At 67.6% G+C, this 21,787-nt stretch carries 14 protein-coding genes; 9 read left to right on the top strand and 5 right to left on the bottom strand.

From position 1 onward, the window contains the following. Positions 1-4 precede the first annotated feature (4 nt). The 9 genes from BRO63_RS23360 to BRO63_RS23400 all read left to right on the top strand — a co-directional run bounded on the left by BRO63_RS23360 (position 5) and on the right by BRO63_RS23400 (position 10,698). On the top strand, positions 5-1,405 hold the full coding sequence (locus tag BRO63_RS23360; protein WP_088142094.1) for an acetyl-CoA carboxylase biotin carboxylase subunit: 1,401 nt from the start codon (positions 5-7) through the stop codon (positions 1,403-1,405). Further along, positions 1,402-2,274, top strand: a complete 873-nt coding sequence (locus tag BRO63_RS23365) for a 5-oxoprolinase subunit B family protein (protein WP_088142095.1) — start codon at positions 1,402-1,404, stop codon at positions 2,272-2,274. Before BRO63_RS23360 ends, BRO63_RS23365 begins: the two co-directional genes overlap by 4 nt. Further along, positions 2,267-3,256: a 5-oxoprolinase subunit C family protein gene (locus tag BRO63_RS23370; RefSeq protein ID WP_088142096.1), complete on the top strand. Its 990-nt coding sequence runs from the start codon at positions 2,267-2,269 to the stop codon at positions 3,254-3,256. The genes BRO63_RS23365 and BRO63_RS23370 overlap by 8 nt, the downstream gene beginning before the upstream one ends. A gap of 137 nt (positions 3,257-3,393) precedes the next feature. Continuing rightward, positions 3,394-4,722 (top strand): purine-cytosine permease family protein, encoded by a 1,329-nt coding sequence (locus BRO63_RS23375; protein ID WP_088142097.1) that lies wholly within the window; start codon positions 3,394-3,396, stop codon positions 4,720-4,722. A gap of 92 nt (positions 4,723-4,814) precedes the next feature. Next, a complete protein-coding gene (locus tag BRO63_RS23380) occupies positions 4,815-5,465 on the top strand; it encodes an HD domain-containing protein (protein ID WP_088142098.1) in 651 nt (216 codons plus the stop codon). Between the two features lie 148 nt (positions 5,466-5,613). After that, a complete protein-coding gene (hchA, locus tag BRO63_RS23385; RefSeq protein WP_088142099.1) occupies positions 5,614-6,489 on the top strand; it encodes a glyoxalase III HchA in 876 nt (291 codons plus the stop codon). A gap of 158 nt (positions 6,490-6,647) precedes the next feature. After that, the gene (locus BRO63_RS23390) at positions 6,648-7,151 is read left to right on the top strand and encodes a sigma-70 family RNA polymerase sigma factor (RefSeq protein ID WP_088142100.1); all 504 of its coding nucleotides are present in this window, start codon (positions 6,648-6,650) and stop codon (positions 7,149-7,151) included. Positions 7,152-7,176: 25 nt separating this feature from the next. Beyond that, positions 7,177-8,181 (top strand): FecR domain-containing protein, encoded by a 1,005-nt coding sequence (locus tag BRO63_RS23395; protein WP_088142101.1) that lies wholly within the window; start codon positions 7,177-7,179, stop codon positions 8,179-8,181. 150 nt (positions 8,182-8,331) lie between these two features. Further along, entirely contained in the window at positions 8,332-10,698 is a 2,367-nt protein-coding gene (locus BRO63_RS23400) for a TonB-dependent siderophore receptor (RefSeq protein WP_256943395.1), read from the top strand. A 6-nt stretch (positions 10,699-10,704) separates the two neighbouring features. Here BRO63_RS23400 and BRO63_RS23405 read toward each other — a convergent pair whose 3' ends face one another. The 5 genes from BRO63_RS23405 to BRO63_RS34630 form a co-directional block, all read right to left on the bottom strand. Next, positions 10,705-11,520: an efflux RND transporter periplasmic adaptor subunit gene (locus BRO63_RS23405; protein ID WP_088142103.1), complete on the bottom strand. Its 816-nt coding sequence runs from the start codon at positions 11,518-11,520 to the stop codon at positions 10,705-10,707. Between the two features lies 1 nt (position 11,521). Continuing rightward, entirely contained in the window at positions 11,522-13,504 is a 1,983-nt protein-coding gene (locus tag BRO63_RS23410) for a preprotein translocase subunit SecA (protein ID WP_088142104.1), read from the bottom strand. A 1-nt stretch (position 13,505) separates the two neighbouring features. Continuing rightward, positions 13,506-15,659, bottom strand: a complete 2,154-nt coding sequence (locus tag BRO63_RS23415) for a hypothetical protein (protein ID WP_088142105.1) — start codon at positions 15,657-15,659, stop codon at positions 13,506-13,508. A gap of 10 nt (positions 15,660-15,669) precedes the next feature. Further along, positions 15,670-17,493 carry an efflux RND transporter periplasmic adaptor subunit gene (locus tag BRO63_RS23420; protein ID WP_088142106.1) on the bottom strand — a complete coding sequence of 608 codons (1,824 nt, stop codon included), beginning with the start codon at positions 17,491-17,493 and terminating at the stop codon, positions 15,670-15,672. Further along, positions 17,486-21,787, bottom strand: a 4,302-nt coding sequence (locus BRO63_RS34630; protein ID WP_218824110.1) for a calcium-binding protein, incomplete at its 5' end; no start/stop codon positions are given. The genes BRO63_RS34630 and BRO63_RS23420, both read right to left, overlap by 8 nt.

Consider the following 21,787-nt stretch of genomic DNA (forward strand, 5'->3'; position numbering starts at 1 on the left):
CGCCATGTCCGATATCAACCCCCCCTACCGCCCCCGCAAGATCCACAAGGTGCTGGTGGCCAACCGCGGCGAAATCGCGCTGCGCGTCATCCGCGCCGCCCGCGAACTGGGCATGCGCACCGTGGCCGTGTACAGCGAAGCGGACCGCGACGCGCTGGCCACGCGCATGGCCGACGAAGCCGTGCTCATCGGCCCCTCGCACGCGACGCGCAGCTACCTGAATACCGAAGCGCTGCTGGAGGCCGCGCGCAGCACCGGCGTCCAGGCGGTGCACCCCGGCTACGGCTTCCTGTCCGAAAACGCGGCGTTTGCGCAGGCCGTGAGCGACGCCGGCCTGATCTTCGTCGGACCCGATGCCGCCACCATCCGCACCATGGGCGACAAGGCCGCGGCGCGCGCCTGCGCCCAGGCGGCCGGGGTGCCGACGGTACCCGGCAGCGCGGGCGTGCTGTCGTCGCTGGACGAGGCCCTGACCCATGCCGCGCTTATTGGCTACCCGCTGATGATCAAGGCCGCAGCCGGCGGCGGCGGACGCGGCATCCGCGTGGTGCGCGACGAAACCGAGTTGCGCGCGCAGATGCCGCAGGCCCAGGCCGAGGCGCAGGCGGCCTTCGGCGAGGCCGGCGTATACCTGGAACGCTACCTGCCGCGCGCGCGGCACATCGAAGTGCAGGTCCTGGGCGACGGCAGCAGCGCCGTGCACCTGTACGAACGCGAATGTTCGCTGCAGCGGCGCCGCCAAAAGGTCTTGGAAGAAGCGCCCTCGCCGGCCCTGGCCCCCGCCACCCGGCAGAAGCTGTGCGAATCGGCGGCGCAACTGGCGCGCTCGGTCGGCTACCGGGGCGCGGGCACGCTGGAATACCTGTACGACGACAGCCGCGGCGCGGGCGAGTTCTTCTTCATCGAAATGAATACCCGCATCCAGGTCGAGCACCCCATCACCGAAGCCATCACCGGCGTGGACCTGGTGCGCGAAATGCTGCGCATCGCCGATGGCGAGCCGCTGCGCTTGCGCCAGCAGGACATCGCCATCCGCGGCGCAGCCATCGAATGCCGCCTGAACGCCGAAGACCCCACGCGCAACTTCGCGCCCAGCCCGGGCCGGGTGGAACACGTGCGCTGGCCCGGCGGGCCCGGCGTGCGCGTGGACTCGATGCTGTACCCCGGCTGCGCCGTGCCGCCCTACTATGACTCGCTGCTGGCCAAGCTGATCGTCTGGGACGAAAGCCGCGCCGCGGCGCTGGCGCGCATGGCGCGCGCACTCGATGAAGTCGAACTGACGGGCGTGCATTCGACGCTGGCCCTGCACCGCGAGCTGCTGGAGGATGCGGACGTGCTGGCCGGCCGCTACCACACCAACTATCTTGAAGCCTGGATGCAAAAGGATCGGGAGGAACGGCAATGAGCCTGCGCTACACCCACGGCGGCGACGAATTCATCTTCGTCGAAATCAGCGAGGACATGTCGCTGGAATCGTTTTTCAAGGGCATGGCGATCACGCGGGCGCTGCGCGAACGCGCGGTCGACGGCGTGACCGAGATCTGCCCGGCCAACGCGTCCTACCAGGTGCGTTACGACCCCGACCGCATCGCGCCGCAAGCGCTGCTGGCCTTGCTGCGCGAACTGGAGGCGGGCATGGACCTCGCCAACCTGACGCTGGCGACCCGCATCGTCGAAGTGCCGGTGTACTACAACGATCCCTGGACCCACGAGACCCTGATGCGGTTTCGCGAAAGGCACCAGGATCCGGACTCCACCGACCTGGAATACGCGGCCCGCATCAACGGCCACGATTCAGTGCAGGCGTTCATCGACGCCCATTCCGGATCGCCCTGGTTCGTGTCCATGGTCGGTTTCGTCGCCGGACTGCCCTTCATGTTCCAGATGGTGGAGCGCGCACGCCAGTTGCAGGTTCCGAAGTACCTGCGCCCCCGCACCGACACGCCCAAGCACACGGTGGGACACGGCGGCTGCTTCGGCTGCATCTACTCCGTGCGCGGCGCCGGCGGCTACCAGATGTTCGGCGTCACGCCCGCGCCCATCTTCGAACCAGCCCAGCGCCAGGCGCATCTGCGCGATTCCATGGTGTTCTTCCGCCCGGGCGACATCGTGAAGTTCAAGCCCATCACCCGCGACGAGTACGACCAGGCCACGGCACAGGTCGAGGCCGGCAGCTTCGAGCTGCGCATCCGGCCCGTGTCGTTCTCGCTGGCCGAGTTCCAGCGCGCGCCCGATGCCTGCAACGCCCAACTGCTGGAGACGCTCCATGCCTAACGATCCCATCATCGAAGTCATCAAGCCCGGCCTGGCCACTTCGGTGCAGGACACGGGCCGCCAGGGATACTACCACCTGGGCATTCCACCATCCGGCGCGCTCGACCAGTACGCGTTGGCGGCCGCCAACCTGCTGGTGGGCAACGCCGCCGGCGACGCGGCGCTGGAATGCACTCTGCTCGGCCCTGAACTGCTGTTCCACCGCGCCGCCGTGATCGCCGTGACCGGCGCCAGCATGATCCCCAAGATCGACGGCGTGGCGCAGGCCTGCAACGTCGCGCTGGCGGTGCAGGCGGGCAGCCGGCTGTCGTTCGACTTCGTGCAGGCGGGCGCTCGCGCCTGCCTGGCGGTAGCGGGCGGCATCGACGTGCCGGAGGTGCTGGGCAGCCGCTCGACCTATGCGCTGGGCGCCATCGGCGGCCACGAAGGCCGCAAGCTGCAGGCGGGCGACCGGCTGGCAGTAGGCCGGGCCTCGATCCGCACGCGCGTGGGCCGCGAGTTGCCCGCCGCGCTGGCCGTCGCCCCGCCCAAGGCGCAGACGCTGCGCGTGCTGCCGGGCCTGTACGACCACCGCCTGGAGCCCGAGTCCGCCGCCGCCTTCTATGAAGACGCCTGGACCGTAACCTCGGAGGCCGACCGCATCGGCTACCGCTACAAGCAGGGCCGCCCACTGCGCTTTCGCCACCGCGAGCAGCCCTTCGGCGCCGGCGCGGACCCGTCGAACATCGTCGACGCCTGCTATCCGATCGGCTCCATCCAGGTGCCTGCGGGCGTGGAGCCCATCATCCTGCATCGCGACGCCGTGTCCGGCGGTGGCTACGCGATGATAGGCACGGTCATCAGCGCCGACCTGGACAAGGTCGGCCAGATGCAGCCCAACCAGAGCGCCCATTTCGAAAGGGTGACGCTGGAGCAGGCAGTGGCCGCCAGGCGCGACTATCGTGCCCGCTTCGAGCGGCTGCATCAGGCACTCAGCGGCTGACCCCGTAGGCGCGGCCGATCCGCGCCCGACTTCCAGGTTTTTCCAGCATCCCGGCCTTGCCCCCTGGCAAGGCCGGAGGGCGACGCGCGCCCGTTCCGCAGTCGAACCGCAGCATCCGATCCCGCCAGGAGATCCCCATGGCCAATCTGACCCAGCACAAGCCGTCCGAGGAGACGGACAACTCGCTGCATGCCGTCGCCGACAGCGACCGCATGCCCCGCTACTCGCTCACCATGGCCTGGTGGGCCGTGTGCAGCGCCGTCTTCTACATCGTCGTCGGCGCCACGCTGGCGCTGAAGTACGGCGCCCGCAACGCCGTCATCGGCATGGTGCTGTCCGTGATCAGCTACGGGCTGATCAACGGCGTCATCAGCCGCTACGCCATCCGTACGGGCCTGTCGGTGGCGCTGTTCTCGCGCCGGCTCTTCGGCACCTCGGGCGCCGCGCTGGCCACGCTGATCTTCTTCGCCACGGCCATCTACTACGCGGTGTTCGAAGGCGCGGTGATGTCGGTCGCGGCGCATCATCTTTATCCGGCCGTGCCCTATTGGCTGGTGGCGCTGGCGGTGGTCATCTACAGCGTGCTGCTGATCTTCGGCAGCGTGCAGCGCTGGCTGGACAAATTCAACGGCGTGCTGCTGCCGTTCTATCTGCTGGGCCTGTTGCTGGCCGTGGTGATGGCGACGCAGGAATACGGCTACAGCGATGCCTGGCTGTCGTTCGGCCCGCCCGAAGGCCCCGTCGCGGGCGGCTGGTGGGACGCCTTCGTGTACTACATGGGCGTGTGGGTCCTGATGATGTTCACCTTCGACTACGCCCGCTTCGGCAAACGCGAGGACCAGGCGTATCACAGCCGCTACAACTTCGGCATGCCGTTTTACCTGGTCACCTTCCTGCTCAATGGCGTGGCCGGCATCTACCTGGTCAGCACCATTCCCAGCGACGCCGCGCTGTCGGAAGTGTCGGTGGTGCTAGCGCTCCTCAAGCTGATGGGGCTGGGCGGACTGCTGTTCGTGTGGATCACGCAGACCCGCATCAACACGGCCAACTACTACCTGGCCACCATCAACATGCAGGCATTCTTCGCGCGCTGGCCGGGCATGCGCTGGCCCAAGGCGATGTGGGCGGTCATCGTGGGCGCGGTGACGTATGCGCTGATGCTGCTGGACGTGTTCTCGTACCTGCTGCAGGCCCTGGCCTACCAGGGCATCTTCGTGGTGTCGTGGGTGGCGGTGGCCCTGGTGCACATCCTGGGCCACCAGGAGTCCGCGCCGCAACATGGCGGGGCCGCATTCAACCGCGCCGGCCTGGCCGGCTGGTTCGCGGGCGCGATCTGCGGCCTTGCGCTGATGCACACGGAGGGTTTCGCGGCGACGCTGGCCGCGCCGGCCAGCTTCGTGGTGTCGGCGCTGGTGTACCGGATCTGCTCCACGGCGGCGGGACGGATGCAGGCGCAGGGCGGCTAAGGCCGCGCTCCGGGCCGCGCGGCAAAACGCGCGGTCCGGCCCGAAAACGTCCTGTGTAAACTTTCCCCTGGTCCCGAAGCTAGTGGAAGAAAATGAACATGCGCGAAGATTTGGCGGCATTGCGGCCGCAGCTGATACAGATCGCCCAGCGCGCCGATACCGGTGACGGCGCGCATGACCTGAGCCATCTGGAACGCGTGTGGAAAGCCGCCAACGGCATGCTGGCGCATCATCCGGAAGCAGACGCCATGACCGTCATGGCCGCCTGTTACCTGCACGACCTGGTCAACCTGCCCAAGAACCATCCCGACCGGGCCCGCGCCTCGGCCATGGCCGCCAGCCAGGCCGTGCGCGAACTGCAGGCCATCGGCTATTCGCCGGCTCGGCTCGAAGGCGTCCATCACGCGATCGAGGCCCACAGCCACTCCGCCAACATCCCAACCCGGACCATCGAGGCGCGCATCGTGCAGGATGCCGACCGCCTGGACGCGCTCGGCCCGGTGGGGCTGGCCCGCATGTTCCATGTCGGCGGGATGTTGGGGCGCGCGCTGGCGCACCCCACCGATCCCATGGGCGCGCATCGGCAACTGGATGACGGCGCCTATACGCTGGATCACATCGAGTTGAAGCTCGCGCGCATCGCGGAAACCATGCAGACGGAAGGCGGCCGCGTGCTTGCGGCCGCCCGGTTGGACTGGATCCGGCGCTTCCGTGACGAGTTTGTGACGGACTGGTCGGCGTGAAGATAGGCGGGCGACGCCGCGACTATTTGGAAACAAGAAGCAAGCGCTGCCTGGGAGCACCTTGGGGCCAGGGGATTTCCGCCATGGCGTAGATGTGTCCGCTCTGTCTATCTTGGATAGCCCAGCCCACCGAGTCAGGAGATCTTCCATGGCACAGCAAACGGACAGCAAACAGCCCACGCCGGACCCCGCTGAGCGCAACGCGTTTTTCCCCTCGCCCTACTCGCTATCGCAGTTCACCTCGGCCAAGTCGGATCTGTCGGACGCCGATTACCCCGACGCCTATCAAGGCGGCCGCTGGAAGATCCTGATGATCGCAGCCGACGAGCGCTACCTGCTCACAGGCAATGACACTTTCTTCTCGACGGGCAATCATCCGGTCGAGACCCTGCTGCCCATGTACCACCTCGACCAGGCGGGATTCCAGGTCGACATCGCAACGCTGTCGGGCAATCCGGTCAAGTTCGAATGGTGGGCATTCCCCTCCGAGGACGCCAAGGTTGCGGCGCTGTACCAGAAATATGAACAGCAGTTCCGGCAGCCGCAGGTGCTTGCCGACGTCGTCAAGGCGCTGGATCGCGACTCCGACTACCTGGCCGTGTTCATTCCTGGCGGCCATGGCGCGCTGATAGGATTGCCCTTCAGCACGGACGTCAATGATGCGCTGCAATGGGCGATGCACAACGACAAGCATGTCATCACGCTGTGCCATGGCCCCGCGGCGCTGCTGGCGACCGGCCTGGACGGCGCGAGTCCGTTCCATGGTTACCGCATCTGCGCCTTCCCCGATGGCATGGACAAACAGACGCCAGACATCGGCTACATGCCCGGCCCCTTGCGCTGGTTCTTTGGAGAAAAGTTGGCGGGACTAGGCATCACCGTCGTGAACACCAAGGTCGACGGGAGCACCCTTCAGGACCGCAAGCTGCTCACGGGCGACAGCCCCTTCGCCGGCAACAATCTTGGAAAGCTCGCGGCGCGGGCCTTGCTGGATGAGGCGGCGGCCATCGAGCGCCCTCGGTAGTAGCCCCTCCCACCGAGAACCGGCAGAGTTGGCGGGCGTCCCGGATCCCGGTATGCCCGCTCGCGTGGCATACGTTTGGCGTTTCAATATGCAATAATAATTCTCATACTCAATTGCAACAACAAAACCCAGGTCCGATGCGCGGAAGGGGATTCGCCATGGCGGCCAACAAATTCGCATTACCGCAGCAATACATAGAAGGCCTGTACGTCGAACACGGGGGGTGGCTGAGAGGCTGGCTGCGGCGCAAGCTGGGGGATGCCGGCACCGCCGCCGATCTCGCGCACGACACATTCGTGCGCGTGCTCTCAAAGGACGCGCTGCCCGAAATGCGCGAGCCGCGCGCGCTCCTGACGACGATCGCTCATGGACTGGTCCTGAACCTGCGCAGGCGCCAGCGCATCGAGCAGGCCTATCTGGAGGCGCTCGCGCTCCTGCCCGAACCCCAGATGCCGTCGCCCGAAACCCAGGCCATCCTGTTCGAAACCCTGCTCGAAATCGACCGCCTGCTTGACGCCTTGCCCCGGCTGGTGCGGCAAGCATTTCTGCTATCGCAGATCGATGGCAAACGCCAAGGCGAGATCGCGGCGGAACTGGGCATTTCGATTCCCACCGTCAAGCGCTACATCGCCCGGGCGTTGGCCCATTGCTGTTTCACTTGAATCCGGACTCGAGGCACTCAGGCTCATGAGCCCGTCGCCCCCCCTCGCCCCCGACATCCGCCTCCAGGCCGCGCACTGGCTGGTCGAGCTGCAATCCGACCGCGTGGCCGCAGACACTTTCCTGCGCTGGCGGGAATGGCGCGAGGCGAACCCCGAACACGAGCGCGCCTGGCAACACATCGAGAGCTTCCAGGCCCGGCTGCGCGGCGTGCCTGCCCCTGTGGCTCGCGCGGCGCTCACGGCGCCTGGTTCACCGGCACGGCGCAAGCTCGTCAAGGCGCTGGCGCTGGCCTTGTTTGCCGGCGGCGCGGCGTCGATGCTGGACGAGCAGCGCACTTGGCGGCGCTGGGCCTCCGATAGCCGCACCGCGGCTGGAGTACGCCTGAACCGCAGCCTGCCCGACGGCACGCAAGTGGTGCTCAATGCCGGCACCGCCATTGATATCCAGTTCACGTCGACGGAGCGCGCGCTGCGTCTCATCAACGGCGAGCTGCTGGTCGCCACGGCGCCGGACCCGGCAATGGGCGAGCCTCGCCCCTTCCTCGTGCGCACCGGCCAGGGCAGCATCCGCGCGCTGGGCACGCGCTTTTCCGTACGCGACCTGGACGGACGCAGCAGCGCGGAAAGCCTGGTCGCCGTGTTCAACGGCGCCGTGGAGCTCACACCCGCCAGCGGCGCGCCGGTTCTCCTGCGGGCCGGCGAGCAAGGCACGCTGAGGCGCAATACGGCTGCCGCAACGGGTTCGGCCAACGAGGACATGCTGGCCTGGACGCAAGGCATCATCGTCGCCCAGGATATGCCGCTGCCGGCATTCCTGGCCGAACTCGGGCGCTATCGCCCTGGACGCCTGGCCTGGGATGAAGAGCTTGCCCATATCAAGGTGACGGGCACCTACCCCACCGCCGACACCGACCGCGTCCTGGAGCTACTTGTCGACACCCTGCCCATATCCGTGAGCTACCTTACGCGCTATTGGGTGACCGTGCGACCGCGTCCGGCCCGGCCGACCGGAAAATTCCGCAGCGGTTGATCCCTTTTCGTTTTTCGCGGGGCAAGAAGAGTAGGACCACACATTGCCTTCACTCTTGCATCCGGGGAACTCCACATGGGTTTGAACCGCCCGAAACCAACGCCTTCCATTGCAACCGGCAGACGCTTGCGCCTGCATGTCCTAACCAGCATGGCCACACGCGGCCTGCTGGGTTGCGCCGCCATCGCTGCGCTTGCCTTGGGCGCCCCGATCGCGCAGGCGCAGGTTTCGGATGAACAACGGTACTACGACATTCCCGCCGGTCCGCTGACCGCCGCGCTCAACCGCTATGGCCGCGAATCCGGCCTGCTGCTGTCCTTCTCGACCGGACAAACCAGCGGCCTCCAGAGCAAGGGCATCCAGGGCCGCTACACGGCGCACAATGGCTTGCAAGCATTGTTGGCCGATACCGGCCTCGAGGCTGCCGCGCGGCCTAGCGGCGGCTATGTACTGAGGCCGATCGGCGCCCAGATGCTCTCTCCCGTCGAGGTTTCTGGTACGCACGAGACCGCCACCAGCCCCTTCTACGGCTATGCTGCCACGCGCAGCGCCACCGGCACCAAGACCGACACGCCCCTGATGGAAACACCGCAGTCCATCACCATCGTCGGCGCCGAGGAAATCGAAACGCTCAAGCCGCAGAACCTGCAGGACGCGCTGGGCTATGTCGCCGGGGTCAACCGCTCGGAAGGGCTCGACCGCACCTCGGACACCTTGATCGTCCGCGGCTTTCAGCTCGATGGCAACGGCAACCAATACCGCGACGGCACCAAGTACACGGTCAATATCTTCAACGGCCAGCAGGAACCCTATGGCCTGGAACGCATCGAAGTTCTCAAAGGCGCATCCTCGGTGCTCTATGGCGCCGCTGCGCCCGGCGGCATCATCAACACCATCAGCAAACGGCCTCCGGCCGCGGCCCTGCGCGAGCTGAACGTCGAAACCGGCAGCTTCGATCGCAAGCAGGTATCAGGCGATTTCGGCGGACCGCTGGACGAGGAAGGCGTCTGGTCATACCGGCTTACCTTTCTCGGCCGCGATGCGGACACGTTTATCGACCACATTCCGGACCGACGCGCCTACGTGGCGCCCGCGTTGACCTGGCGGCCCAGCGCAGCCACGTCCTTGACCTTGCTCGCCGATTATCAGAAAGACAGGACAGGCTATGTCTACGGCCTGCCCGAGAGCGGCACCATCCTGCCCAACCCCAACGGCAAGATTCCCCGCGAGCGCTTTACCGGCGAACCCGGCTATGACAAGTTCGACCTGGAACGCTATTCGGCCGGGTATCTGTTCGAACATGCCTTCAACGACCAGGTGAAGCTGCGCAACAGCCTACGCTACATGCATGCCAGCAACGAATACCGCTCGGTCTGGATCAGCGGCCTGCAGGATGACGGCCGCAGGACCGCCTATCGCGGCGCGGCGCCGCGCTGGGATCGGTCAACGGGCGCCGTCTCCGACACATCGCTGCAGTACCAGGCCCGCACGGGTCCGGTGGAACATACCTTCCTGGTCGGTGTCGACTATTCCGTCGCCCACCACGAATCCGAACGTTACCAGCGCGAACTCGGCAACATCGATATCTACAACCCCGTCTATGGCAGCCCGATAGGCAGCATCGAAACGCAAAACCCCTACTCCTGGAAAAGCGATACCAAGCGGCTGGGCCTGTACGTCCAGGATCAGATGAAGATTGCCGACCGCTGGGTCGTCCTGCTCGGCGGACGCCAGGACTGGGTACGGTTCGACTCCAGCAACTTCTTCACCGGAGACAAGACCGCCGACAACGAGAAGAGCAAGGCCTTTACGGGCCGCGCCGGACTGGTCTACCTCGCCCCGAACGGCCTCGCACCCTTTCTGAGCTACAGCGAGTCCTTCGAACCGACGGAAGGCAACGATCGCAGCGGCGGCCGCTTCAAGCCCACCACCGGTCAGCAGTACGAAGCCGGCCTGCGCTATCAGCCGCCGGGCTCCAGCACCATGGTGTCAGCGGCCGTCTACCAGATCACGCGCAAGAACGTGCTGGTCGCCGACCCCTCCGATCCGACGATGACGTACTCGATACAGGCTGGCGAAGTACGCTCGCGCGGCTTCGAACTGGAAGTCCGTTCAGCCCTCACCCGCGAGGTCAACCTCATCGCCGCCTACGCCTACACCGACGCCCGGACCACGCAAGCCAGCCCCTCGCAGCCCGAACAAGAAGGCCTCCGTGCGCCCGGCGTGCCGTACAACCAGCTCTCGCTCTGGGCCGACTACAGTTTCGGCAGTCTCGGGCTGCCCGGCCTGAAGGCGGGCGCCGGCATGCGTTATGTCGGCAGCACCCGCAGCCAGACCAACGCCGAGGTGCCCGCGTTCACCCTGTTCGACGCCATGATCAGCTACACCACCGGCCCATGGCGCTTGGCGCTCAACGGCACCAATCTTGCGGACAAGACCTATATCGGGAATTGCACCTACGGGTGCTTTTACGGCGAACCCAGGCGAGTGATCGGGACGGTGAGTTATCGATGGTAGGCAAACTCAGAATTTCACCGAACAGCGGATGCCCGACGGAATCACATTGCCTTCGTTGGGCACGCGCAGCAGCACGGTGAAGGTGCCGCTGGCGGCATCCATCACCCGGTCTATCCGCCAGACCTTGGCTTCCAGCGGCTTGTCGGTGATCGCCTGGTTGACGCTGACCTGCGCCTGCGCGTCGGCCTTGATCTGGCCATACAGGCCCTCCGGCACCACCACCCTCACCAGCAAGGGATTGATCTGCGCCAGCTTGACGATCTTGTTGTCGTTGACGCGGTCGCCCGGACCGGCGTAGCGCTCGGCGACGACGCCATCGAAGGGGCTCTTGATGCTGCGTTCCGCCAGGATCGCCTGCTGCAGCGCCACCTGCAGATGCGCCTGCCGGCTGCGCGAGGTCATTTCGTCGTAATCGCCCGCGGGTAGCAACTGGCGCTTGAACAGGTCGGTGTTGCGGTCGACGACGCGGCTCAGATAGGCCGCTTCGGCGCGGCGCAGTCCCAGCGTGGCCTCGTCGACGCTGGTATTCAGCTCGGCCACCACCTGGCCTTTCTTGACCACGTCGCCGCGCTGCACCAGCACGCTGCTCAGCACGCCCGCCGAGGCGCTGCCCAACTCGGACACCTGGAAGGGTTCGATCAGGCAGGCCATGGGAGCATGCGGATTGCCGGCCTGCGCCGACAAGGCGGGCTCGGCCAGCACCGGCAAACGGGCATCCGGCGGCAGGCCCTGCGCGCCCGCGGCGGTGGCGGCGAGCAGGCAGGCCAACAGGAGCGGGCGGAAACAGCGATGGCGGGTCGTCATGGGATCGGGTCTCTGCATGTCAGTCGCCCTGCCCCGAAAAGGACAGGGAATTCTCCAGTTCTTCATCCGCGGCCACCATCTGGCGGCGCTCGCGGGCCAATTTTCGTTCGGTGCGGGCCTGCGCGAAGCGCAGCCAGCGCGCAGCCAGCCAGTTGCCATCCTGCCTGCCACGTGCGCGCAGCAGCCTGGAGGGAGCGGCCCAGACGCCGCTTGCGACGCTGTCCAGCACGGAGTCTTCCAGCGACAGAATGGCTTCGACATGGCCGGGATCGCCCTGGCGGCCGCTGCGCCCCTCCAGCTGGCGGTCGATGCGGGCAGATTCGTGGCGCTCGGTCAGGATGACGTGCAGGCCACCAGCCTCGCGCGCGGCCTCCGACAGGGGAATATCCGTGCCCCGGCCAGCCATGTTGGTGGCGATCATGATGCTGCCCAGTTCGCCGGCGCGCGCAATCATGTCGGCCTCGTCGGCATCCTGCTTGGCATTGAGCACCACGGCCGGCAGGCCGGCCTCGGCCAGCACCTGGGCCACCTGCTCGGAAGCGGCGACCGAGCGCGTGCCGATCAGGATGGGCACGCCTTGCTGATGCAGCGCGCGCGCGCGGTCGCGCACGGCGGCCCACTTCTGCTCCAGCGTGGGGTACACCGCGTCCGGCGCATGGCGCCGCCGCGACTTGCGGTGCGTGGGGATGCGGACCACCGGCAGGTCGTAGACGCGGCCCAGCTCGGCACGGATTTCGGCGGCCGTTCCCGTCATGCCGGACAGCAGCAGATAGTGCTTGAAGAAGCGCTGATAGCTGATGCTCTTGAGAGTGGCGCGCGGTTCGCTCAGTTCCAGCCCCTCCTTGTGTTCCAGCATCTGGTGCAGGCCCTGGCCCCAGGACCGGTCCGGCATCACGCGTCCGGTGAATTCATCCACGACCATGATCTTGCCGTCGCGGATGATGTACTGCTCGTCCAGCCGGTACAGGTGCAGCACGGTCAGGGCGCTGAGGACCAGCTCTTCGCGCCGGAACGGAATGCTCCAAGGAGCCGGCAGCGCGGCGCACAGTCCGCGCAGGTGCTCGCGTCCCAGTTCGGTCAGGGTCACGCGCCGTTCGCCGCGGTGCAGCCGGTAATGCCCGGGCGCCATGCCGCCGGCCAGTTCCATGGCCTGGCGCGTCACCTCGGCGGTGTCGTCCTCCTGCACGCCGGAAATGATGAGCGGCGTGCGCGCCTCGTCGACCAGCACGCTGTCCGCCTCGTCGACGATGGCGTAGCACAGGCCCCGCAAGTACAGCTGGGCCAGCCTGCCTTGTTCGCCGCGCAGCCGCTCCAGGCGCAACGCGTCTTCGTCCTTGTCGCTGTCCAGCACGATCAGGTCGCGCAGGTAATCGAATACCAGCGTCTTGTTGGAGCAGTACACCACGTCCGCCTGATAGGCCTTGCGCCTTGCGGGTATGTCCATTTCCATGCTGACCCAGGCCACCGACAGGCCCAGCGCCTCATAGATCGGCCCCATGATCTGCGCGTCGCGCTCGACCAGGTAGTCATTGGTGGTGATGACGTGCACCGGCAGGCCGGCCATGGCAACCGTGGCGGCCGGCAGGGTTGCCGTCAGCGTCTTGCCCTCGCCGGTGTTCATCTCCGCCACCATGCCCTGCAGCATGGCCCAGCCGCCCAGCAGCTGCACGTCGAAATGCGCCTTGCCCAGCGCCAGCCGGCCCGCCTGCCGGATCAGCGCGAAGGCGCGCGCGGCGCTTTCCTGGTTGATGCCGTTGGCGCGCAGATCGAACGCGATCTCGTCGGCGCGCAGGCGCACGCCTGCCAGGTCCATGTCGCCCAGCGCCTCGGTTTCGCGCCGCACCCGAGCCAGGATGCGGCGGGTGCGCCACAGGGGCTGGCGGCGCTTGCGGCTCAACCAGCGCAGGGCTGCCGTGCCCCAGGCCTCCAGCTTGTTGGCGTGGCGCTCGCTTTCCTTTTCAGGATAGAGCGGGTCGGGATCGAGGGCGTCGAAGGCGCGCATGTCAGAGGCGGAACTGGCGCAGCACCATCTGCCGCACCGCGTCGTAGGCTTGCAGCGCCAGCGGTCGGGGCTCGTGCGAGAACTTCACGTAGACCCGGGCGCCCAGGTAGGCGCGCGGCGCGTCCTCGGGCAGCGCCAGGTCCATCACGAACAGGTTCTCGGCGGACTTGGCGCGCCCTTCCTGAGACTTGCGCGGGTCCACGCCTATGCTGCCCCCGCCCTGCAAGCTGAGCGCCAGGCTGGGCAGTTCATCGGTGGCGGCCGGCACCTCGCGCGCGATCGTGGCCGGGAATTCCTCGCCGCTATCCTGCACCAGCCGCACGCGCACGTTCCTTAGCGAGCGATGGATACGCTCCAGACTGGATTGCGGCACCACCACGCGCACGGCTTCGGCGTCGGTCAGCACGTAACCCAGCAATTCGCCGCGCTGCACATAGCGGCCCGTCATGTCATCGGGCTGCGCCGGCACATAGCGCCCGGCGTGCGGGCTGCGCACCTGCTGCGCCTGGACCTGCTCTTGGACTGCCCGTCTCTCGGTCTGCAGGCTGGTCCATTGGTGGCGCATGATGGCCGCCTGCACCTGGTTCTGCGCATAGGCCTGGACATAGCGCGCCTGGTACTCGTCGACCTGGGCGGCCAGCATGGCGTCGCGGCGGATCAGCTCGTCGTTCTCCAGCGTCAGCAAGGGCGCTCCCTGCCCCACCGGCGCATCGTCGGCCGCTTGCCGCGCGCGCACGAAGCCGGCCACCGGCGCCCTGACCTGGGCGGAAGGCGGCACCCAGACCACGCCCTCCGTATCGGTCGACGAGGGTAGCGGCACCGCGCCCGCCAGGCCTGCCCCGCCCAGCACGCACAGCCCGCAGATCAAGTAGGAGCGCAAGCGGTGCGCCTGGATCTGCGGGTCGGCATAGAACTGCCGGCCCAGGCGCCACAGCGGCATGACGATGGTGTTGAACAGCGCCCACATGGCCAGCAGCACGCCGAAGAAGAAAAACTGCCCCGCCATGATGAAGATGGCGAGGAACATGATGAACATGCGGTAGCAGAAGGACAGCACCGCATAGCCCGCGAACCAGGCGCGTTCGCCCGGCGTGGCGCGCGGCGCTTCCACCCCGCGCAGGCCCAGCGCATAGCGCTTGAACAGATAGCCCAGATAGCCGTTGGCCCGCTGGCCCAGATTGGGAATCTCGATGGCGTCGGACAGCACGTAATAGCCGTCATAGCGCAGCAGCGGATTGCCGTTCATGAACAGCGTGGAAACGCCGCACAGGACGATGACGGTATAGGCCAGCGAACGGCCCAGCCCGGGATCCAGCTGGGTCCAGACTATCATCGCCACGGCCGCCAGGAACAGCTCGACCAGGATGCCAGCCCCGCCCGCCAGCATGCGCCAGCGCTTGTCCGCGAAGGCCGACGCCGCCGAGGCGTCCACGTAGGGGATGGGCACCAGCAGCAGGAACATCAGGCCGATCTCGTGCACCTCGCCGCCGCGCGCCTTCACGGCGCAGGCGTGGCCAAGTTCGTGGATCGCCTTCACCACCGGATAGACCAGCGCCATCGCCAGCACGTTGCCCGTGGAGAACACCTGGTCCCAGATGTTGTGCGTCAAGGTCTGCCAATGCATGGCGCCCAGCGCCGCGCCCGCGCCGACCACGCCCAGCCAAAGCAGGGCGCCCAGCCAGGTGAACAGCCAGCGGTAATACGGCAGCGCCCGCGTCAGCCAGCGGTCCGGATCCAGCAGCGGCATCTTCAGCGCGCTGGGGTTGCCGATGTACTGCTTGATCTTCTGCATGCGCTGGCGCTTGCGGCGCTCGACCAGGTCGCGCACGTCCGGCGCGCGGTCGGTGGTCAGCACGTCGGCCCGGTGCAGCTGGGCCATCAGGCGGATCACCTCGTCCTGCGGCATGGCGTCGCCGTCCAGCTGGCCGCAGGCGATCTCCCAGATCTCCTGCACCGTGCGACGCCCGTCCATCAGGCTGATCATCAGATTGGCCTCGGGAGTGTAGCGATGGAACTCGCCGTTGCTCTGGTCCTGCATCACGTACCAGACCTGACCGCGGTAGACATGGCGGTGGATGTGGATGTGCGAGCGCAACCGCGGGCGCAGCGCGCTGACCCGGTGCCAGGAATTGCTATAGAGCGCGGTACCAGACATCTTCTGCTCTTCAGCCGAACCAGGCCCACCATTTCAGGCGGAGCCAATCGAAAAATCCGTGCGTCCAGATCCAGACGTAGCGGCGCTCGTCGATATCGATGCGGCCCACGCCTTCCATGCCCGGCCGCAGCGTCGGCGCCGCCTTCTCATCCAGGCTGGCTTCCAGCCGGAACACCGTTTTGCCCTCCTGCACCTGGGCCAGCGGCACGATGCGTGTGACCGTGAATGGGATCTGCCTGTCAGGCATGGCCGCAAGGGCCACCCGCCCCGTCTGGCCTACCGCCACGTCGTCGATCAAGCGGTCCTCCACGTCCAGCCACAGCCGGTAGCCATCCGGCGGCGACAGCTTGAACAGCTCCTGTCCGCGCTTGACGGCTTCGCCCAGCTGTTGGCTCAGGTCGCCGCTGACTATCGTGCCGTCGAACGGCGCGCGCAGGGTCGAACGCTGGATCTGTTCGCGATGGAACTGCATCTGCGCCATGGCCTGGCGCGCCTGCGCCTGCGCAATCGCGGCCGCCGCGCTGTCGCCGCGCGCCGAGGCTTCTTCGGCCTGGCGGCGGTACTGCACTTCCAGATTGCCGGCGCGCAGTAGTTCCAGCTCGGTTTCGCGCGTGTCCAGGGCAGCCAGGGGATCGCCCTGCTTCACCTCGTCGCCGGCCCGGCGCGTCGCCTCGCTGATGTAGCCGTCGAAGGGGGCCGCGAGCACCCGCTGCACCACGCCCTGCACGGTGGCGGTCGCGCTGATGCGGTACGGTCCGTGCGCGAACACGCCCAGCGCCACCGCGGCCACCAGCGCCACCGCGGCCAATTTGCGGCCGATGTAGCGCGGTCCCAGCAGCCGGCCCGCTTCACGCAGCGCGCCATCGCGCCACTTGCGCCAGAAGGGGCGTTCCTGCCGCAGCCGCTGGTACAGCACGCGGCCGGCCAGCAACACCACGCTCTGGCACAGTTCGACGCTCTGCCGGTCGAAGGGCAGCTTGTCCGGCCGTTCGAACACGAGTGCGCCGCGCGCCTCGTCCTCGGGCGCGAACGGCACGGTCAACACATTGCCATTGCCGAATTCGCGCGCCAGCTTCTGGTGCGCGCGCAACTCGATGGTGCGCGCTTCGTCCTGCGGCAGACACAGCGTGGTGTTCTGGTCGATGGCTTCGTCCATGGCCTCGGCCACGGCGCGCATCAGGTTCATGTTCTGCACCAGCCGGCTGCTGTGCGACAGCGCATATACCTTGGAACGTCCGTCCTGGCGAAAGCCGATGCTGACCCGGTCGCACTCCAGGCGGGTCGCCAGGTCGGTGACCAGCGTCAGCGCCACATCCTTGAACTGCCCTTCCTTGAGCGCGCGCGCCACGCTGTTGATCACCACCATCAGCCGCTCGACCGTCTGCGCGCTGTCGGCTTCCTGACGTTGCAACAGCCAGAGTTCCAGCACGCCCGCGCCCCAGCGCAGGGCCTGCACCAGCGGCTCAGGCGCCTGCATGGCGGCCTCAAACGCGGCCACGCCATGGATGCGTCCTGCGAGCACGACAGGATAGGCCACCACCAGCCCCGTCGCATCGGCCGACACCGCGACCTCCCGTCCTTGCAGCGCTTCGTCGACCGCGCCATAGAACGCCGCGCCGGCGCGGCTGCCCGGCGGGTACTGCGAGGCCGCTTCGAACGGACCTGCATCCGGTTCGCCCAGGATCAGCGCCGCATGACGCACACCCGCCAACTGGCCGGCCTGCAAGGCCAGCCAGGCGTCCAGGAAAGACTGGCGGTCGCTGGCGGCCGACAGCGCCGACCACCAGGCCAAGTCCGCGCGCTTCACCTGCGCGGGCACGACGGCATCATTCATCCTCGCTTCCAACCTCCGTCAGCTCGGGTTCCTGGCGCCGCACGCTCAATCCGCGCTTGCGCGCCGCCTTGGGTTCCCACGTATTGGTCTTCGAATTGAACACGACCGTGCCCTTGCCCGCCGCGCCCAACGCCCCGCTCAAGCCCAGCAAGCCCACCCCTGCCGCCAGCGCCGCCCGCTCGGCCGCGGAAGCGCCGGACACCGGAACCTCGGCCTGCGCCCTGGCGTCCGGCTGCGCGGCTTGCGCGGCGCCCTCAACCGCCGGCGCGGCATCCTGCCGCGCGGAGTCTTCCTCCGGCCGGGACTGCGGCGCCGCGCCTGGCGAAGCGCTCCGCACGCCGCCAGCGTGGCTTTGGCCGCCATCCTGCACCGTCTGATCCGTGCGCATCGACACCTGATGCGGCGCGGCCGACGAAGCATAGTCGGAAAGCCCGCCGTCGTGGCGCTCGATCACGATGTCGGGGCGCGCCGCGCCCAGGCTGACGCGCGCGGCCAGGGCATGCCCGTCCGCGCCCGCATGGCCGTCCGCGGCGCCCGTGCCGGCAAGCGCGCCGAACCCGGTGCGCGGCCAATCGCCGAAGTTGCCGCTCCAGGAGTACAGGTTTTCCATGGCCCGCGTGATCAGGTCGGGCGTATTGCCGCCCTGGCCGAAGCGGATCAGGTTGATGATGCGGCCGCTTGCCGGGTCGATGTAGATCGCCGCGAAGTCGCCCACCATCACATCCTTGGAGAAGTCGCCGCGGAACTTGTCCGCGCCCAAGCCGCCCAGCAGGTAATTGCCGCCCGGCCCCGCCAACAGGATGTCGTCGCCGCCAAAAGCAATATCGGTGGTCTCGATCAGGCTGACGCGGTCGTTGACGAAGACCACGCGGCCGTTATCGCCCAGCATGACGTTTTTGCCCGCGCCGCTTTCCAGCTGGTCCGCGCCCATCCCCCCGAGCATCACACCCTCGCCATTGTTGTAGAGGCTGTCCGAGCCGCCCGTGGACGGGTACAAGGTTTCGAACTGGGCGATGCGGCCGGCGGCGGTGTACAGCGCCCGGGCGCCGTCGCCGGCGATCAGGTTGAAGCCGCCCGCGCCGGCGGCGCGGATGAGGTCGTCGCCCATGCCGCCGAACAGGGCATTGCGGCCCGCGCCCACCGTGATGGCGTTCGGCCCGCCCGCCGGCAGATTGATCGTCTCCAGCATCCGCAATCCGGCGCCCGCCAGATAGCGCGCGCCGGCGCCCGGCGCTGCCGCGTCGATGAAGTCGCCGCGGTCGCGCAGATAGTTCACCGGATCCACGGTCACGATGCGGCCGAAGTTGGCGAACACGATGTTGTTGCCGTCGCCTGCCGTAATCGCGTTGCCGCCAGCGGCCAGCCGGTCCGCCGCAGCGCCCACGGCCAGGCCTGCGGCCTGCTCCGGCGTCAGCACCAGGGTCAGCGCCGCCAGCGACTGCAAGTCCGCCCGCGCCGCCGCGCCCATGTCCATCGGCCTGCCCAGGTCGATATTCATGCCGGCATTGCCGAACACGATATTGTTGCCCTGGCCCGCATCGATGACATTGCTGCCGCCGCCGCCCGCGATCAGGTCATTGCCCAGGCCGCCTAGCATGCGGTCATTGCCCGCGCCGCCGTACAGGATGACGCCCTGCGTGGTCGTGCGCGCGTCCAGCACGTTGTTGCCGGCCGCCGTGAAACGCAAGGCCTGCCCCGCCTGGCGCTGGCCGGGCTGCGCGGTGTAGTAGGCATCGTCCTGGCTGGTCGAACCGAACAGCAGCACCGGACGGTCGGCGCCGCCCACCGTGCCGCCCTCGGCCACCAGCAGGTTGTTGCCGCCACCACCCTGCACCAGCGTCACCGTCCCGACAGTGGCATGGCGCACCGTGTAGGTGTCATCGCCCTGGCCCAGCATGGTATTGACCGACTGCACGCCATGGAAGATGACGCCGCGGTCGTACAGGTGGACGCCAGCCTGGCCGGACAGCGACACCGTGCCCCCCGCGCCGCCCAGGCCCGGCGTCATGCCCAGCCCGGTAATGCGGCCGAAATCGGCGGCGCGCACGTCGTCGTACAGACGGCCGAGCCCGCTCAGGCTATCCACCTGATCCTGCATGCCGGCCTTGCCAGCGGTGGTGCCGTCGTCGAAGATCCGGACGCGATCATTGACGGGCGCAGTCGAGACCGCCCCCTGATCGCGCGCGCCCAGAACGCCATCCGACTCGCCCGGCAAGCCCACGCCGGCATGCAGCGCGCCATCGTAGCCCGGACGGTCCAGGGTGCCACCCTCGATCAACAGGCTGCCCTGGATGCTCGATACGTCGTGCGGCTGGTCGGCGTAGTTGGCGTAGCTGACGCCCGTGGCCGGATCCACCGCGATGACCGGCTGATCGGTGGCGTGCGGACTGCGGACCTTGCCCGGCTCGTTGGCTGCACCGGCATAGGCCGGATCCGCCACGCGCACCAGGATGGGAGGCAGCGCCACGTCCTGCAGCCCCGGCAAGGTAGTGAAGAGCGATGCCGACAGATGCAGGTCGCGGCCGGCCAGGCTCAGCGGCGGCAGGCCGACGCCCGCTCCACTCTCGACCTTGATCAACACCTGCTGCGCGACGCCCCAGGCCTGCGCGCCCGCGCCATTCGCGTCGAACGCCAGCACCACGCTCTGATGCCAGGTCTGTCCGCCGTCGGTCGACAGCAGCAGGCCTCGACCCTGCAGGCCCTGCATGGCCGCCGCCAGCGCATCCGACGAAGACAGGCCGGCGCCCTGCGACACCGATCCGTACAGCGCCGATGCCACCATGGCGCTGCTCAGGGACACGTAGGCCTGGCCGGATGCAGGGCGTGGCAGCACGCTGGCATCCAGGCTCACCGACAGCGACAAGGTATTGCCGCCATCGGCGTCCAGTTCGCCCGGCTGCGCCGTGATGCTGACCGGCTGCGCGCCATCGAACACATCGCGCGAACCGCCACGGCCCGTGACGATGGTGTTGCCCGCCACATCTCCCGACAGGTCAAAGGTATCGCTGCCGCTGCCGCCGATCAGGGTCGTGATGACGTTGCTGCGGGTGGACAGCACATAGATATGATCATTGCCTTCGCGCGCATCCAGATTGACGCGCTGGATGTTCTGGTAGCTGGTGTTCAGCCCGGCGCCGCGTATGCCTTCCTGCGTCAGCGCAAAGGCGTCGGCGTCCTCGGAGCCCAGCATGGTGTAGGTGTTCAGGCCCGCGCCGCCATCGATGGCCACCGGGCCATTGACGACATAGCCGGGTTCGCCGTTGGCCTGCGCTTGCGCCTGCTTGAAGGCGTACACCATGAACTCGTCGTCGCGCTTGCCGCCATGCAGCGCCAGCGGCGCGGCATTGCTGTAGACCCGGAACACATTACTGCTGTTCTCCGCGCCATACAGCGTCATGCCGTAGCTGTTGCCGCGCGACAGATAGCCCTGCGTCGTCAGCACTGTGCCGATCTGGTCGCCGGCAGCCACTTGTGGCAGCTGGCGATCCAGCGCGTACAGCTGTCCGACCTGGTACTCGTTGCGCTTGGCCGGGTCGCTGCCCAGGCCGCCGTCGATGACCACATGGGTGCCGGTGTCGTCGATATAGAAGCGGTTGCCGCCATCCACCGCGTTCAGGCGCAGGCCGCCCGTCATGCTGCGGTCGTAGTTCACGCGTTGCACCGCATCGGCGTAGCCCGCGCCTTGCGGCGTGATCCTGGCGACGTAGTTGGCGCGGATCAGGAAGCTCTCGTCCTGCGCCGTGCCGTTGATGGTCAGCTTGTTGACGTCGGCCAGGTTCTCGCGGCCGTGGTCGTCGGAATCGTGGACGTTGACGATGATGGAGGTCAACGCCGCGTTCAGGTTCACGACTATGTGATCGGCGCCGCGGCCCGCGTCCACGTCCACGCGGTCCGTCACGCCAGGAGCGCCTTGCTGGCTGGTCAGGGACGGCAACTGATCCAGCACGATGAGATCGTTGCCGTCGTTGCCGCGCAGCGAAATTCCGCCCGCCAGCGCGCGCGCCGACAGGTAGATGTAGTCATCGCCCTCTCCCGCCTGCACTGCGGCGCCGCGGGCCAGCAGGATCCGGGACATCCAGACCTTGTCATCGCCCGCGCCGGCATCCACGGCCAGATGGCCCAGGAAGTCGGACTCCGACAGGGTAATCAGGTCCGCGCCGGAACCCGTCGTGATGACGGTATTGCGGCCTACGGTCACGGTGTGCAGCAGAACGACGTTGCCGCCATCGCCCGCATCCACCGTCATTGCGCCGGCCAGGCCGCTATCAAGCAAAGTGATCTGATCGACGCCAGA

Origin of the sequence: Achromobacter xylosoxidans, from assembly GCF_002192695.1 — a bacterium.
Classification (GTDB): Bacteria; Pseudomonadota; Gammaproteobacteria; order Burkholderiales; family Burkholderiaceae_B; genus Achromobacter; species Achromobacter xylosoxidans_C.